The following is a 15,918-nucleotide window of genomic DNA, read 5'->3' on the forward strand; positions in this document are numbered from 1 at the left end:
GTACGAGAGGACCGGGGTGGACGGACCGCTGGTGTATCAGCTGCATCGCCAGATGCATAAGGCTGGGTAGCCACGTCCGGAAGGGATAAACGCTGAAGGCATCTAAGCGTGAAGCCCCCCTCAAGATGAGATATCCCATGCGCAAGCAGTAAGACCCCTTAGAGAGTATGAGGTTAGATAGGCACAAGGTGTAAGCACGGTAACGTGTTCAGCTGATGTGTACTAATAGGTCGAGGGCTTATCCAACGATAGTTGGTATAGGAACAAGGGAAATGGATTAAGATATTCAGTGTTCGGTTTTGAAGGTACAAAAACGAAATAAAATTCATAAAATACTTATAAATGAAATCTTAAAAGACGGTCAAATGGCCGTCTTTTTTGTTTTTTTATATTTATTTTCAGGAAAACGTGCTATACTTAAAAAGGAAATTTAATCAATTTTCAATCGGTTTTATGTTAATAATTTTTTCTTTTTAAGGCGCGAGGTGAACGAATGGAATCAAAAATCCTGCTTGAAAGTGGTAATAACGAACTTGAAGTCCTTGAATTTAAAATCGATGACCATTGCTATGGTATTAACGTAGCAAAGATTAAAGAAATTATTGTATATCAGGAGGTCACACCTGTACCTAATGCTCATCCCAGCATTGAAGGTATATTTATGCCTCGTGATACAATGATCACAGCCATTGACCTGAGAAACTGTTTGCAGCGTGGTGCATCCAAGGCCGGTGGACTTTTTATTATCACAAACTTTAACAAGCTTGATATTGCGTTCCATGTGGACTCCGTTGTAGGTATACACAGAGTTTCCTGGGCAGATATCATCAAGCCCAATGCTACTATTTCAAAGGCCGAGGAAAGTATTTCCACCGGTATTATCAAGTTTGAAAATCAGCTTATCATCATTCTCGACTTTGAGAAGATTGTTTCTGATATCAATCCTAATACAGGTCTTAATATGGATGCTCTTTCAGACATCGGACCTAGACCCAGAAATGAAGTGCCGATCGTTCTCGCTGAGGACTCACAGCTTCTTAATAAGCTTATTGTAGATTCTCTCAATAAAGCGGGCTATAATAACGTAAGACACTTTGAGAATGGTAAGCTTGCATACGATTATATTAAGGCTTGCAAGGACAGAAATGAGCTTTCGAATATCAAATGTATCATTACCGATATTGAGATGCCTATTATGGATGGTCACAGACTTACAAAGCTTGTAAAGAGTGACGATGCCACCAAGGATATTCCGCTTATTATTTTCTCATCACTGGTTAATGAAGAAATGAGAAGAAAAGGCGAATCTCTTGGAGCCGACAGGCAGTTGTCCAAGCCGGAAATCGGAAATCTTGTATCTGTAATAGATGAACTTGTAAATGCTTCAAGTGCAGGCTAATACTAACTGACTGAAACTCCCTTTGTTGGCTCAGTTATGAAACACGTTTTCAGTGACTGTCTCAATGAAGGGAGATTTTTAAATTTAAGGAGCAGTGATGTGTAATGGCACAGAAGCTAAGTGAAATAATGAATAATTCCGATCTGTGTATTATCGGTATCGGAGATGAATGGAACTGGGTTAAAAGGGGAATAAGATCCGATTCCAGATATAATCAGATTTTAGAGTATTGTAGTAAAGAGGGTAATCATTGGCTTCTACCGGTCGTAGAGTATGAATACGCTTATTATAATATTAATAACAAAATTGCAGATGCTTACAGAGCGCTGAGAAAACTGGTGGGTGATAAAAAGCATTTTGTCATTAGTGACACATTTCTACAGGATGCTCTTTTGTATGGTTTTGACTATGAAAGAGCGGTATTCCCCTGCGGAAATTATATGTTTCTTCAGACCAATGATGAATCTGACGGACTTTTAAGTGCTGACAAGACTGAAGAGTTCATGGAAGTTGTAAATGCTATTCACAAGCTTATTACAGAATCCGACGGAAGGCTTGAAAATACTGCAGCTTTCGCCAAGCCCTTCAGGGATGGCAAGGAATGGCATCTCAACCAGAAGAGAAATGAGTATCGCGGCATTAAATATAACGAAGCTGCTTACAGAGACGGCTGGGATAAATACATGAAATATCTCACAGGAACCATCAATACCAACCTGCTTCTTCTGGAACTGGGTGTGGGCCTGGATTATCCTACGGTTATCAGGTGGCCCTTTGAAAAGGTTACCTTTGTAAATGAAAAAGCTCATCTGTTGAGAGTTCATGAAAAGCTCTATCATCATACTCCGGAAATTGCGGCTAGGACCGATTCAATACAAATGAATTCAGTTGACTATATTTTGCAGGAGTGTAACCCGAATGAGTGATGAAGAATATTTAGATAGTCTCCTGAACAATGTCAAATCAAATAATAATGATCCAAAATCTGCCCTTAGCAGAATGTCGGCTAAGGGTTCTTCTGCTGCAGGCGTTTCCGGATCCGACGAGGCCATGAATGACCTTGTAAATAATTCAAATGGCAATGAGGATCTGAATGAAATAGGAAATCTTTTAAACAAGCTTGATACAGGAGAATTTGTCGATAATAAGATGGCAAATCTTTTGGATAATATCGAATCTGCGGCCAAGCCCGGGATTCCTAAGTTTACTGTGGGAAATGAACCGTCACAGCTGGATGTAAGGGATCCTGAGGAAATCGCTCTGGATGAAGCTATAGCTGATGCTGAAAGAATGGATGCTGAGATACAAAGCGGAAAGTTTTCAGATCAGTCTTTTTCTGATGCCGCTGAGAGCGCACCTTCCGAGGAAAATGATATTCCTATGGAAGAAACAGTTCCTCCGGCGGCTAAACCAATTGTAGATCTGGAAGACGGTGATGATGCACTTATGGAGATGGCTCCGGAAGTTATTTTACCGGAGGATAACATCATTTCAATAAATAAAGACGGCGAATCTGATGCCGGTCAGACCCCTGAGGAAATTCTTACGGATCTTCTGGATGATATGCCGGGAGACAGCCTTTCTGATCCTGATGCAGCTATGGGGCAGGACAGTTTAAGTGATGTACTTGATAATATACAGCAGGATGAACCTTTAGCTGAGGGAGAAGGCTTGGGAGATCTTGCTTCTCTTGCTGATCTCGATATCAATGATCTTAGTCCTGAATCTCTCGAGGAGACTATGGATGCAGGAATCATTCCGGAATCTGAGCAGAGCGATATGGCTCTTACAGAAGAAATTCCCGGAGCAGATGCTATGGCAGAGGAAGCCATAACCGAAGAGGTACCGGAAGAGATGCCTCCGGAGGCACCGGATGCTCATGTAACCGAGGATCAGGTGGAAAGTCTTGATGACATTATGGCCGGAATGGCTGATCTTGGACTTGATATGGGCGAAGAAGGAAGTAGTGAAGCTCCTGCTGAGGAGATTCCTGAAGCAGCCATTGAGGAGGCTGCTATTGAAGAATCTGCAATTGAAGAATTAGCAATAGAAGAGCCTGCATCAGAGGAACCTGCTGTAGAAGAACCCAGCCTTGAGGAAGCTTTGGATTCCGAGGATATAGGATTTACCTTTGACGGTGGAAATCCCACCGATAATACGCCGGAAGGAAATGAGGAAGGCGGCGAAGGGGCAGCTGAAGGAGCTTCGGCAGAGGATGAAGAGTTTAACCTGGAATCCATGGAGATGGAGCTTAATGAGATGGATGCGGGATCTGCAAAGGCTTCTGATTCGGGTGACGGAGATGCTCTTTCCCTGGATGAAATGTCTGATGATTTTAACCTCAATGATCTTGAGGCGAGTCTTGATGATCTTCTTGGTGGTGATGAGGGAAGCGGCTCCGCTGAAGGAGAAGTAGCTGAAACAGCGGCTCCGGAAGAGGATATCAGTCAGGCTGCAGAAGAGGGCTCAGGAGATGTTTCAATGCCTGATCTGGATGCTCTTATGAACAGTCTTGCCAGTGATGAACTGGAGGACCTTGAAGCAGAGGCAAACAGAGCAGCTGAATCTGAGGGAGGCGCTGAAGAAGCCGAGATTCCCAAGGAAGAAATACTTGATGCCCTTACAGAGGACGGATTTGATGATCTTGGAGTAGAGCCTTCACTGGAAGATCTTGCTGCAATTCCTGAGAGAGCAGGGGGCACAGGATCCAATGATGGCCATGAAGAAGATAAAAAGGGTAAAAAAGGAAAGAAGGGCGGAGGACTTAAGGCACTTCTTGCAAAGCTTTTCACAGCTTTGACAAGAGAAGACGAGGAAACAGCTCCCAATGGCGAGTTGGCCAGCCTTACCGACGAAAATCAGCAGGTTTTGAACGAACTTGGTGATGAAAAGCCCAAAAAAGAGAAGAAGAAAAAAGAAAAGAAGCCAAAGAAAGAGAAACCAAAGAAGGAGCCAAAGCCAAAGAAGGAGAAGCCTCCGAAACCAAAGAAGGAGAAGAAGCCAAAGCCTCCAAAGGATCCGGATGTTCCGGAAAAGGCTATTTCTCCAAAGAAGGTTGCAATATCATTTATTTTTGCGGCGAGCCTTGGACTTCTTGTTTCTATACCGGCACTGGTACTTCCTGATAGAATCGCAGCAGAACGAGTACAGGCTGCTTTTGATCATAAGGATTATACTACCACATATATGCTGCTGTACGGCAAGGAGCTGGATGAAACTCAGACCTTGATGTATGAGCAGTCCAGAGTAATTGCCTGGGCCGAAAGATATGTAAATGCCCATGAGAATTATAATGCCATGAATATGAAGGAAGAAGCCCTGGATATGCTTCTCATGGCAATGCGGAACAAAAAGGATATTCTGGATCAGGCGGCTAAATTCAATGTTGAAATTCAGATTGAGAGTGTGTATTCTAAAATAGAATCGTTGCTTTTAGAGGAGTATGGTCTTACAGAAGAAGATGTGAAAGACATCAATTCAATCAAGAAGGACAGGAATTACACACTTAGGCTGATGGAGATTGTTGGTACTTTGGATCCCATAGGGTAAAGGCATCGATAAAATAATCAAGGGGGCCTTTTCCAGATGGTTGCAATAATCGATTATGATGCCGGTAATATCAAGAGTGTAGAAAAAGCTTTTCAATATCTTGGTGCGGACACCAGGGTTACCAGAGACCCTAAGGAGATTTTTAAGGCGGACAGAGTCGTACTTCCGGGGGTAGGTGCCTTCGGTGACGCCATGAACAAATTAAAGGAATATGATCTGATCCCTACGATCAGAGAGGTGGTTTCCAAGGAACTTCCATTTATAGGAATATGCCTGGGCCTGCAGCTTTTATTCGATTCAAGTGAGGAAGCGGATGGAGTTAGCGGCCTGGGCATTTTGCGTGGAAACTTACGTAAAATACCTGAGTCTGATACCCAGGGAAACACCTATAAGATACCTCAGATAGGATGGAATAACCTCAGTTTTCCCAATAAGGGACGACTTTTTAAAGGGATAGATGAGGGCGCATACGTATATTTTGTCCATTCCTATTATCTGAAGGCTGAGGACAGCGGAATTGTGACAGCAACTACTGATTACAATGTTCATATAGATGCTTCCGTAGAATCCGGAAATGTCTTTGCCTGTCAGTTCCATCCTGAAAAGAGCGCAGAAGTGGGAATGCAGATACTTAAGAACTTCCTTGAGGTATAAGGACAACACAGATATCGGAGAGTGCTATGCTGACTAAGAGAATTATTCCCTGCCTTGATGTAAATAACGGCAGAGTTGTAAAAGGTATAAATTTTGTTAATCTTGTGGATGCCGGTGACCCGGTGCTGGTAGGAGAAGCCTATTCCAAAGCCGGAGCCGATGAGCTTGTGTTTTTGGACATAACAGCATCCAATGAGCGCCGTGCCACGGTTGCGGATATGGTCAGAGAAGTGGCCAAAAAAGTTTTTATTCCCTTCACAGTTGGAGGCGGTATCAGAACAGTTGAGGATGTGAGAGCTATTCTGAGGGAAGGTGCCGATAAGGTGGCAATGAACTCAGCAGCTATTGAGAGACCGGAACTTATCGCTGAGGCTGCTGATAAGTTCGGAAGCCAGTGCGTAGTTCTCGCCATTGATGCTAAGAGAAGAGATGACGGAAGCGGCTGGAATATTTTCAAATTTGGTGGAAGAATAGATATGGGAATTGATGCTGTAGAGTGGGCCAAAAGGGCTGTTGATCTGGGAGCAGGAGAGATCCTTCTTACCAGCATGGACTGCGACGGCACCAAGGCAGGTTATGACCTGGAACTGACCAGGGCTATTGCGGAAGCAGTTTCTGTTCCTGTCATTGCTTCAGGTGGAGCTGGGACCTGCGAACATTTTTATGAGGCTCTTACGGAGGGAAAGGCAGATGCAGCCCTTGCGGCTTCATTGTTCCATTTTAAAGAGCTTGAAATTTCAGAGGTTAAGAAATATCTCAGGGACAAGGGTGTTCCCGTCAGATTGTGATAAATAATGAATAAGGAGATTTCAGAGAGCCGTAAGGTTTAAGAGAACATGCGGCTTTTTGATTGTAAAAAGATATGTCGATGATAACAGGCGACTGGTATGAGGCAGTGGGGGAGGAGTTCAAGAAGCCCTATTATGCCAAGCTTTATAATTTTGTAAAAGAGGAATACAGCTCACATGTGATCTATCCCCCTTCAGAGGATATTTTTAATGCGTTGCATCTTACTCCCCTTAAGAATGTAAAGGTTCTTATTCTGGGACAGGATCCTTATCATGAGCCGGGACAGGCCCACGGGCTTTCTTTTTCTGTACTTCCCGGGAAGGCAGATACTCCGCCGTCTCTTGTAAATATCTACAAGGAGCTTAATGACGATCTGGGCTGCAATATTCCCAATAACGGCTATCTTAAGAAATGGGCGGACCAGGGAGTTCTTCTTTTAAACACTGTGCTCACAGTCCGTGCCCACGCGGCCAATTCCCATAAGGGAAGAGGCTGGGAGCAGTTCACAGATGCCATAATCCAGGCAGTAAATAAAGAGGACAGACCTGTAGTTTACATGCTCTGGGGCAAGCCTGCACAGATGAAAAAGACCATGCTCAATAACCCCAAGCATCTGGTGCTGGAAGCACCTCATCCAAGTCCCTTGTCAGCCTACAGAGGATTTTTTGGCTGTAAGCACTTCAGTAAATGCAATGAGTTTCTTAAGGCAAACGGGATTGAGCCCATTGACTGGCAGATTGACGATATTTGAGACTATCTTTTTTGTTAGCATATGCAAATTGTCTCTTGCCTTCTAATGCGTTAACATGTTAAAGTATAGTATATTTTTCGTATAAATATGCATTGTCTTGGAGGATATTATGAAAAAGCCATTTGTAACTAAAGAGCAGATAGAAGAGATCGTTAAGAAATATCCCACACCCTTTCACATCTATGATGAGAAGGGAATAATCGAAAATGCGAAGGCTGTTTATGAGGCATTTTCCTGGAACAAGGGATTTAAAGAGTACTTTGCGGTTAAGGCAACTCCCAATCCGGTTCTGATGGATATCCTTAAGAACTGCGGCTGCGGTTTTGACTGCTCATCTAAGACGGAGCTTATGCTCAGCAGTGCCGTAGGAGCAGAGGGCTCTGATATCATGTTTTCATCCAACGATACACCTGCTGAAGAGTACGTTTACGCTGACAAGCTGGGTGCTATCATCAACCTTGACGACTTCACACATATTGATTTCCTTGAGAAGACCATAGGACATATTCCTGAGACTATTTCATGCAGATACAATCCCGGCGGAGTATTCAAGATGAGTAACGGCATTATGGATAACCCGGGAGATTCCAAGTACGGAATGACCAAGGATCAGCTTTTTGAGGCCTTTAAGATCCTTAAGGAAAAGGGTGCCAAGAGATTTGGAATTCATGCATTTCTTGCCAGCAATACCGTGACCAATGAGTATTATCCTACACTGGCAGGACAGCTCTTTGAACTGGCTGTGGAGCTTGAGAAGCAGACAGGGGCTGATGTTGCATTTATCAACCTTTCAGGCGGTGTTGGAATCCCTTATCAGCCGGATGCCACAGGCAATGATATAGCAGCCATCGGAGCAGGGGTTAAGGAGCAGTTTGAGAAGATTCTTGTTCCTGCCGGAATGGGTGATGTTTCTATCTTTACCGAGATGGGAAGATTCATGATGGCTCCTTATGGCGCACTTGTTACCAAGGCTATCCATGAGAAACACATTTACAAGGAATATATCGGTGTTGACGCCTGTGCGGTTAATCTTATGAGACCCGCCATGTATGGCGCTTACCATCATATTACTGTTCTTGGAAAAGAGAATGCGCCTTTAGATCATGTATATGATGTAACAGGATCTCTTTGCGAGAACAATGATAAGTTTGCGATCGAGAGAAAGCTTCCTAAGATTGACAAGGGAGATTACCTTTTTATCCATGATACAGGTGCGCATGGCTTTGCAATGGGATATAATTATAACGGCAAGCTTAAAAGTGCGGAGCTTCTTTTAAAGGAAGACGGAAGAGTGGAGATGATCAGAAGACCCGAGACTGCAAGAGATTATTTTGCAACCTTTGACTGCCTTTCTGTATCCGCCAAGCTTTCCAAAATTATGGATGAAGAGGGAGTTTGATCTCGCAGCTCCCTGTGGGGAGCATCTTGATGAAGGAAAACACCTTGAAAAAACTTATATTTGACCTGGGAGCGTTTTTTAGCTGCTTTGCCATCACTTTGATATTTGAGATTACTGTCAGGAACCCTCTGACAGTAGTCTTTTTTGTGCTTATTTTTGCTGAACTTATGAGGCTGGAGGATAGAGGCGCATTTGAGAGTATAGGTAAAAAACGGCTTATTCTTGTGGGGATTATATCTGCTATGGCGGGAATTATTGCAGATCTCACCATTGGAAGAAGGCTTATGCTGAACTTTGACAGCGGTATATTTAAGCTGCTTACGCTGGCAATACTATTTCTTGGCTGTTCCTTCCTTTTGTTCATTGGAGTTGTACATTTTTATTCCAGATGTTTTTCCGGGCGAAAAACTACACGGAAGACGGTTATAAATGAAGATGAGAAGCAAAATGCTTTACTTAATATGACAGGCCCGAAGCTCTTTGCCTTTTCGGCCATCTTATGCTTTTTATGTTATCTTCCCTATTTTCTTTATGAATTTCCCGGGATAATGACCGCGGATTCACTGGTACAGTATGAACAGATCATTGGGGTAAGACCCTGGTCCAATCATCATCCTGTGGTCCATACGTTGCTTATAAAGCTCTTTTATACAATCGGATTAGGGATAACAGGAGATGCTATAGCAGCCATCAGCTTTTATACAGTATTTCAGATGATCCTGGTTTCCCTCAGCTGCGCAGCAGTTGTATGTATGGTAGATAAGAGAAAACTTCTTGTTCTTGCATTTTATGCGCTGCTTCCCTTTAATGCGGTTTTTGCTGTGACCATTTGGAAGGACATTCCTTTTGCCTGCATAGCGACCCTGCTTTTGTGTCAGGTTGTGAGGATGACCGAGACAGATGATAAGATTAGGATTACTGACTGGATCATCTTTTCGATATTATCAATCGCTTTTTGTCTTTTCAGATCCAATGCATGGTTTGCGTTTATTGTCTGGAGTGTTTTTGTCCTGATACGATTCAGAAAACAGTGGGTGAAAGCGGCAGTGGCGGTTCTTGCTGTAATTCTTTGCGTATCGGTTATAAAAGGCCCTGTATTCGATGCTTTTAAAGTTGAGAGCCCTGATTTTACTGAGTCCTTATCGGTCCCCCTTCAGCAGGTGGCAGCTGTGCTTGTTAACGATAGGGATATTCCGGATGAGGATATGAAGCTTATTGAGGATGTCATTGATACGACGTATATTCATGAGCTCTATGCGCCTGATTTTGCCGACAACATCAAAGAACTGGTGAGAGCAGGTCACCCTGAAGTGATCGAGAATAATAAGGGCGTATATCTTGGACTGTGGCTCAGACTTTTGAAGAGATATCCCGGAGATTATATAAAAGCCTGGTTTGACCTGGTGGGAGGATATATATATCCTGATATTCCCTATAAAGTAGGAGATATGGACGGTATCATGGGTAATGACCTGGGGCTTTACTGGAAGCCTGTCATAGGCGGGAAAGCAGTTGTCAAAGCCAAGGAAATACTGATCAAGATGTCTGATTTCGTGCCTTTATACGGCATGCTGTGGTGCATCGGGGCATATTCCTGGATGCTCATGATCTGCTTTGTGCATGGAATTGTCAGGAAAAAGGAGATTCTTGGAATCGGGCTTTTGCTGCTTCTTACAGGAACGCTTCTTATAGCTTCTCCGGTGGTGGATTTCAGATATGCCTATGCAGTGATTTTCTCAAGCCCTTTGTGGCTTTCCGGGACATTTAAAGATGTGAAAAATGCGACTTGAATAAGCTAACGCGGTGTAGTATTATAACGTCAGTGTATTAAGGAGCAGGGTATGAAGCAACAGATAGACGAGTTTGTGGGATATTTGAAGAATGTAAAGAAGACCTCGGAGAACACACTTCTTTCTTATAAAAGGGATCTTGTCAGGATGGCGGGGTACATGAGTGAGAATGGAGTTACAGAGGCCGGAGACGTGACCCAGGATAAGCTTTCGGCTTATGGCGCCAGTCTTAGAGAGGAGCACTTTGCTCCATCGTCGATTATCAGGCACTATACTTCCATCAAGGCATTTTTCAGATATCTTGTGGAGAATGGCAATATTACAGATGACCCCTCTGAGATTCTTAAGGCCCCCAAGGTTGAGAAGACCGCACCCAGGATTCTTTCTACTGTTGAGATAGAGGATCTTTTGTCTCAGGATTTCAAGGATGATGCCAAGGGCAAAAGAGACCGGGCAATCCTGGAACTGTTATATGCCACAGGATTAAAGGCTTCAGAAGTAATCGGACTGAAGCTTGATAATATAGATCTCAGCATCAGCTGTCTGAGACTTAATAACGGAAATAATACAAGGCTTATACCTTACGGAAGAAAGGCGAAGGATGCACTGAGTGCATATCTTCTGGATGCAAGGACTGAGCTTTTGTGTGAGAACGAGGATGATGAGACTGTCTTTCTTAACTGCAGCGGGACCCCTATGAGCAGGCAGGGACTTTGGAAGCTGATCAAGACCTACGTCAAGAGAGCGGGTATAAGGCAGGATATAACACCTTTTTCTTTGAGACATTCCTTTGCCGTGCATCTTGTCGAGAACGGAGCTGATCTTGATTCCGTACAGGAGATGATGGGATTCACTGACAGTAACACGATTTTAAAATATTTATCCAGAAAGCATAAGAGTAAAGACCCCTTTGAATGGGCAAGAATAAGGAATTAAAAAGGAGCAATAAGACCGGATCTTATCGCTCCTATATTTATTTGCGGGTTATCAAACCAGATCAGCCATCTCCAGGAGAAGTCTCTCTGTATCGGCCCATCCAAGACAAGGATCTGTAATGGACTTGCCGTAGATGCCTTCGCCGATCTTCTGAGCGCCTTCCTCGATGTAGCTCTCAATCATAACGCCCTTAACAAGACCGCGGATGTCGCTGTCGAGCTGACGTGAATGAAGAACTTCTTTGACAATACGGATCTGTTCCTTGAACTGCTTGTTGGAGTTGTTGTGGTTGGCATCGATGATAGCAGCAGGGTTCATGATCTCTCTCTGGTTATAAAGAGCAAGGAGAAGTCTTAAATCCTCATAGTGGTAATTGGGGATGGACTGTCCGTGCTTGTTGCTGGAACCTCTGAGTACGCAGTGAGCGAGAGGATTGCCGTTGGTTCTGACCTCATAACCTCTGTAAATAAAGGAGTGAGACTGCTGAGCTGCGTAAACGGAATTGAGCATTACGCTGAAGGTTCCACTTGTGGGATTCTTCATGCCGGCAGGGGTATCGAAGCCGCTGGCTGTCATTCTGTGCTCCTGATCCTCAACGGAGCGGGCACCGATGGCAACATAGGAGAGAATGTCTGAAACATAGCCCCAGTTCTCGGGATAGAGCATCTCATCAGCAGCAGTAAGGCCGGATTCCTCAATGGCCTTGAGCTGCATATGTCTCATGGCAACAAGACCTGCGTGGAAATCGGTTTTTCCCTCAGGATCAGGCTGAGAAGTCATGCCCTTGTAGCCCTCACCGGTGGTTCTGGGCTTGTTGGTGTAGATTCTGGGAATAATGATAAGCTTATCCTTGACCTTCTCGTTGACCTTGCCAAGTCTGCATACGTAGTCGATCACAGCATCCTCATTGTCAGCAGAGCAGGGGCCTACTATAACAAGGAACTTGTCGCTCTTGCCGGTAAAAACGTCGGAAATCATTGCGTCACGAGTTTTCTTGATAGCAGCCAGTTCCTTGGTTAACGGAAACTCATCCTTGATCTCATCAGGTGTAGGGAGTTTCTGAATGTATTCAAAAGACATAAATATATTACCTCCAAATATAAGTCACTTTAACACTATAGCAAGTTGAATTGCAAAAGTAAATGCAACAATTGCACAAAATTATGCCCCTATTATATCAGCTATCTTGCGATATTGCTGTAATTTCTTCTGCTGTGAGGCCAAATAGTGCGGCTATTTTGAGATCAGCCTCGTCAGGGCTTATCGTTCCTTCTGCTACAGCCTTTGCCATTTCTGATATTTCTTCCATTACAGAAGGGGTACATATGGGGATAGGGAGCTGCTCCAATCTGTTTCTCAATACCTTCATGTTGCGGCAGGTGTGCCTGTAGAAAAAGCTTATACAGGAGGAGTTCAGAACAGCCATTATATAGTATGAGGAGTAGCCTTCCTTCTTTGGGATAATGATGTTGGCACTGTTTAATGAAAGGTATCCCGAACTGTCATGGGCTATAACGGGCTCTCTTGCTATGAAACGGTAAAAGAGTTTATCTCTGTTTCGATAGTATTTCTCGGGAGCTACCTGCTGGAAGGCATCTTCCCTGAACTGAACAAAGCAAGAGGGCTGCTTTAATACATATTTTCCGATATCTGTGCCCTTTACTATACCTTCAAGACCCGGGGCCTTACTGCTGCGAAGCAGAGAAGTGTTACTTCCTGATACGATTCCAAGGGCAAATTCTGCGTTACCTTTCAGTGTAAAGTGAGGGCAGCTTTCCATCTTTTTGATTATGCTGCTTTGCAAATCATCCGCAATCAGCTGAAAAGACAGAGGAGTAAGCCTGTTTTTTTGAGTAGTAAAGCTCTTTTGCATGATAAGTGCCTTCTTGTTTCGCTTATAAAAAGAAACACTTACAGCCCCTTCGGAATCAGATGCCGAGGTTCCCAGAATAATGCATGGACATTGCACTTTATCAAAAATCTCTCCAAGATAGACAAGGCTGCTAACCGAGCCTTTTTCCAGGATGAGTTCCCTTATACGGGTATGGGCTCCGGATTCAAGGATAGTTTCGGGAACCAGAAAGGTAACGGAGTCCGACATGGAGAGGGCCTTTTCTATGAAAAGTGAGAAGGACTCAGGCTTTCCTACGCCGGAAGCGGAGCTGTAGGCTTTTTTCAGCCTTTTGGATTCCTCCGAAGAAAAGTTCACGCCCCAGGGAGGGTTTCCGATAATATAGTTAAATCTGCGGTTTGATGACAGTGATAGATAGTCTTTGCAGATAATATTTCTGAATAAAATATCTATAGATCCGGCATCATCCAGGTGGTGGCGGATAGCAAGATTGATCCTGGCTATTGCTACGGCCAGAGAATCAATATCCACACCATAGATATTGGCAGGACTGATGCCCATGGGCAGCCTTATAAGGAAGTTACCGGTGCCGCAGGCAGGGTCGCAGATTGTGACATCATCTGCTTCCAGGTCAGCGGGAAAGGCTGTTTCACAAAGCTTATCAGCGGCGAAAAAAGGAGTGTAGTATGAGCCGGTGGCTTTTTTATCCCGAAGTCCCCTAAGAGACAGATAGAGCATTCCCAGAGTATCTTCCTGGCTGACAGGAACAAGGCTGTAAGAAAAAACAGGGTCACTTTGAAGGCTTTTGGAAAAAGAGAAAGCCTCTGTCAGTCTTTTTACAGATTCAGCTGAAATCCCTTCGGCAGAGAGAAGAGCGCAGGCGTAAAACATCAGAATATCCCTGGTTTGAGCCCTTGATCCTTCTGCTGAGTGAACTATATCCAATATTGTTTTGTAATTCGGGGATGAAGAATCTATATAAGATTTCGGAATGAAGTTTGAATCGGACAGGCTCTTGTTTCGCCTCTTTCTGAGGGTGCCTGAGGATTCGAGACCTCTTAAGTGAGTGAGGACATCACCTTCATCAAGAATAAAGGAACGTCCTTTTTTGTGAGCATTTATCTTGCCGAGCTTGATCCAGTTTTTTAGGGTGGCAGGGCATATTCCCAGAATTTCTGCGGCTTTCGTCACTGAAAGTATACGGTTATCGGTTGCCTTGTTTATTGCCACTGTATCAGTTCCTTAATCGTGAAATATGTCGGAAAGATAACCACTGCCGACAAAATATATTATCTTAAGTTCAAGTATAAAAGTAAAGAACAAAAATAGAGCTGGCATTTTGTGCAAAACTCCTAAAAACCATCGGTATTAAACAAAAATTTGTCAAAGTTGCGCAATATTTGGGAAGAATTGCAAAATATCTGTGTAGTGCTATCGGAGACAGAATACTATCATTATTCCTAGACTAATAAATGTGTTGGAGGGATTTTACACAATGGACAATTTGATTTATGCAGTATACTTTATTCTGCCTGTTCTCCTTTTGTATGGGGCTAAGGTTTCAGGCTTGAAAAAGTGGAATGAAGAGTTTCTTACTCTTGATCAGAGTAAGGCAATCCAGGGATTTCTTGCGGTTTGCATCATGCTTCACCATATAGCACAGAAGACATGTGCTTCCTGGATTCACCCCGCAACAAGAATTCAGAAGGGACTTGGTTTCTTTGTTTCTCTTGGATTTTTGTTTGTATCTGTTTTCCTCTTCTTTAACGGCTATGGTATCTATAAGAGCTTCCATGCTAAGAATAATTATCTGAAGGGCTTCATCGGTAAGAGAATTCTTCCTGTGGTTCTTGCCCTTTACACAACAACAGTTATCTTCTTTATTGCAAGACTTATTGTAGGACAGAAGATGGATGCGAAGGAGATGGTGCTTTATCTTACAAGCATTAAGCTCTGCAACCCCAATACCTGGTACGTAATCGTACTTCCTTTCTTCTACCTTGCATTTTACCTTGCATTTAAGTTCATCAAAAAAGACGGCATCGCAGTTGCTGCTGTAACAGCATTTGTTGTTGCATATATTCTTTTCGGTACAACAATCAATCACAACGATCTCTGGATCAGAGGCGAGTGGTGGTACAACTGTGTTATCCTTTTCCCTGTTGGAATCATCTTTGCAAAGTTTGAGAAGTACATAATCGCATTTTTCAAGAAGACATATGCGGTTCTTCTTCCTCTTTGCGCAGCTTCCATCTATCCTGTATGGCTCTGGTCAAGAAATATCTGCAATATGTTTGGCTACTACGGAGAGAACTGGGGAGCTCCCGACACTGTTCTCAGAAGAAGAATCAGTGTTGGTGCTGAGTCACTTATGTGCATCGATTTCGTTCTTCTTGTACTTCTTCTTGGACTTAAGATCAACATCGGCAACAAGTTCCTTAAGTTCATGAGCAAGATCACACTGGAGTTCTACCTTATCCACGGACTTTACGTTGAGCTTTGCGCTTACACCTTTGACGGTGGTGTTAAGTCACCTTTCCGTATCCACAACCTGCTTCTCTATGTTGCTGTAGTATTTGTACTTGGTGTTCCTTCAGCCTTGCTGCTTAAGAAGCTCCATTCAATAATTCTTAGAAAAGACAGCAAGAAGGTTCAGGCAAAAGCAGCCGCTTGAAAGTAAGGCGTAAATTCGCAAAATAATACTATGTAATCAAAAAATCATATTTTTATTCGTCTGAATAAAAATATGATTTTTTTGTCTCCCGACCCGGCTTATGTAGTATGATTAAAGAAGTTTAT

At 43.4% G+C, this 15,918-nt stretch carries 12 protein-coding genes and 1 rRNA gene; 11 read left to right on the forward strand and 2 right to left on the reverse strand.

The window, feature by feature from the left end; translation table 11 throughout:
* From T359_RS0100005 to T359_RS0100050, 10 genes are all read left to right on the forward strand, one after another.
* Nucleotides 1-246 (forward strand): 23S ribosomal RNA (locus T359_RS0100005); the annotation flags it as partial.
* A 247-nt stretch (nt 247-493) separates the two neighbouring features.
* The gene (locus tag T359_RS0100010) at nt 494-1,399 is read left to right on the forward strand and encodes a chemotaxis protein (protein ID WP_026515681.1); all 906 of its coding nucleotides are present in this window, start codon (nt 494-496) and stop codon (nt 1,397-1,399) included.
* Between the two features lie 104 nt (nt 1,400-1,503).
* Nucleotides 1,504-2,325 (forward strand): hypothetical protein, encoded by an 822-nt coding sequence (locus T359_RS21165; RefSeq protein ID WP_051544819.1) that lies wholly within the window; start codon nt 1,504-1,506, stop codon nt 2,323-2,325.
* Complete coding sequence (locus tag T359_RS0100020) at nt 2,318-4,948, forward strand: hypothetical protein (RefSeq protein WP_026515682.1); 2,631 nt, start codon at nt 2,318-2,320, stop codon at nt 4,946-4,948. Before T359_RS21165 ends, T359_RS0100020 begins: the two co-directional genes overlap by 8 nt.
* Nucleotides 4,949-4,984: 36 nt before the next feature.
* Nucleotides 4,985-5,602, forward strand: coding sequence for an imidazole glycerol phosphate synthase subunit HisH (gene hisH, locus T359_RS0100025; RefSeq protein ID WP_026515683.1), 618 nt, complete (start codon nt 4,985-4,987; stop codon nt 5,600-5,602).
* A 26-nt stretch (nt 5,603-5,628) separates the two neighbouring features.
* Nucleotides 5,629-6,390, forward strand: a complete 762-nt coding sequence (hisF, locus tag T359_RS0100030) for an imidazole glycerol phosphate synthase subunit HisF (RefSeq protein WP_026515684.1) — start codon at nt 5,629-5,631, stop codon at nt 6,388-6,390.
* Nucleotides 6,391-6,464: 74 nt separating this feature from the next.
* A complete protein-coding gene (locus T359_RS0100035; protein ID WP_026515685.1) occupies nt 6,465-7,142 on the forward strand; it encodes a uracil-DNA glycosylase in 678 nt (225 codons plus the stop codon).
* A 106-nt stretch (nt 7,143-7,248) separates the two neighbouring features.
* The gene (locus T359_RS0100040; RefSeq protein ID WP_026515686.1) at nt 7,249-8,541 is read left to right on the forward strand and encodes a diaminopimelate decarboxylase; all 1,293 of its coding nucleotides are present in this window, start codon (nt 7,249-7,251) and stop codon (nt 8,539-8,541) included.
* Between the two features lie 29 nt (nt 8,542-8,570).
* A complete protein-coding gene (locus T359_RS0100045; protein ID WP_026515687.1) occupies nt 8,571-10,331 on the forward strand; it encodes a DUF6020 family protein in 1,761 nt (586 codons plus the stop codon).
* A gap of 51 nt (nt 10,332-10,382) precedes the next feature.
* Entirely contained in the window at nt 10,383-11,267 is an 885-nt protein-coding gene (locus T359_RS0100050; protein ID WP_026515688.1) for a tyrosine-type recombinase/integrase, read from the forward strand.
* 51 nt (nt 11,268-11,318) lie between these two features.
* Here T359_RS0100050 and T359_RS0100055 read toward each other — a convergent pair whose 3' ends face one another.
* Together T359_RS0100055 and T359_RS0100060 are read right to left on the reverse strand one after the other, a co-directional pair.
* Nucleotides 11,319-12,347, reverse strand: a complete 1,029-nt coding sequence (locus tag T359_RS0100055) for a 3-deoxy-7-phosphoheptulonate synthase (RefSeq protein WP_026515689.1) — start codon at nt 12,345-12,347, stop codon at nt 11,319-11,321.
* A 97-nt stretch (nt 12,348-12,444) separates the two neighbouring features.
* Entirely contained in the window at nt 12,445-14,349 is a 1,905-nt protein-coding gene (locus T359_RS0100060; RefSeq protein WP_026515690.1) for a TaqI-like C-terminal specificity domain-containing protein, read from the reverse strand.
* A 265-nt stretch (nt 14,350-14,614) separates the two neighbouring features.
* Here T359_RS0100060 and T359_RS0100065 point away from each other — a divergent pair, with 265 nt between their 5' ends.
* Entirely contained in the window at nt 14,615-15,793 is a 1,179-nt protein-coding gene (locus T359_RS0100065; RefSeq protein WP_026515691.1) for an acyltransferase family protein, read from the forward strand.
* Nucleotides 15,794-15,918: the final 125 nt, after the last annotated feature.

It is taken from the genome of Butyrivibrio sp. MC2021 (assembly GCF_000621605.1).
GTDB lineage: Bacteria > Bacillota > Clostridia > Lachnospirales > Lachnospiraceae > Butyrivibrio.

Bases quoted from the DNA above. Each gene is read 5' to 3' on its own strand.
- T359_RS0100010 (WP_026515681.1), top strand. From the start codon at position 494: ATGGAATCAAAAATCCTGCTTGAAAGTGGTAATAACGAACTTGAAGTC.
- T359_RS21165 (WP_051544819.1), top strand. From the start codon at position 1,504: ATGGCACAGAAGCTAAGTGAAATAATGAATAATTCCGATCTGTGTATT.
- T359_RS0100020 (WP_026515682.1), top strand. From the start codon at position 2,318: ATGAGTGATGAAGAATATTTAGATAGTCTCCTGAACAATGTCAAATCA.
- hisH (WP_026515683.1), top strand. From the start codon at position 4,985: ATGGTTGCAATAATCGATTATGATGCCGGTAATATCAAGAGTGTAGAA.
- hisF (WP_026515684.1), top strand. From the start codon at position 5,629: ATGCTGACTAAGAGAATTATTCCCTGCCTTGATGTAAATAACGGCAGA.
- T359_RS0100035 (WP_026515685.1), top strand. From the start codon at position 6,465: ATGTCGATGATAACAGGCGACTGGTATGAGGCAGTGGGGGAGGAGTTC.
- T359_RS0100045 (WP_026515687.1), top strand. From the start codon at position 8,571: ATGAAGGAAAACACCTTGAAAAAACTTATATTTGACCTGGGAGCGTTT.
- T359_RS0100050 (WP_026515688.1), top strand. From the start codon at position 10,383: ATGAAGCAACAGATAGACGAGTTTGTGGGATATTTGAAGAATGTAAAG.
- T359_RS0100055 (WP_026515689.1), bottom strand. From the start codon at position 12,347: ATGTCTTTTGAATACATTCAGAAACTCCCTACACCTGATGAGATCAAG.
- T359_RS0100065 (WP_026515691.1), top strand. From the start codon at position 14,615: ATGGACAATTTGATTTATGCAGTATACTTTATTCTGCCTGTTCTCCTT.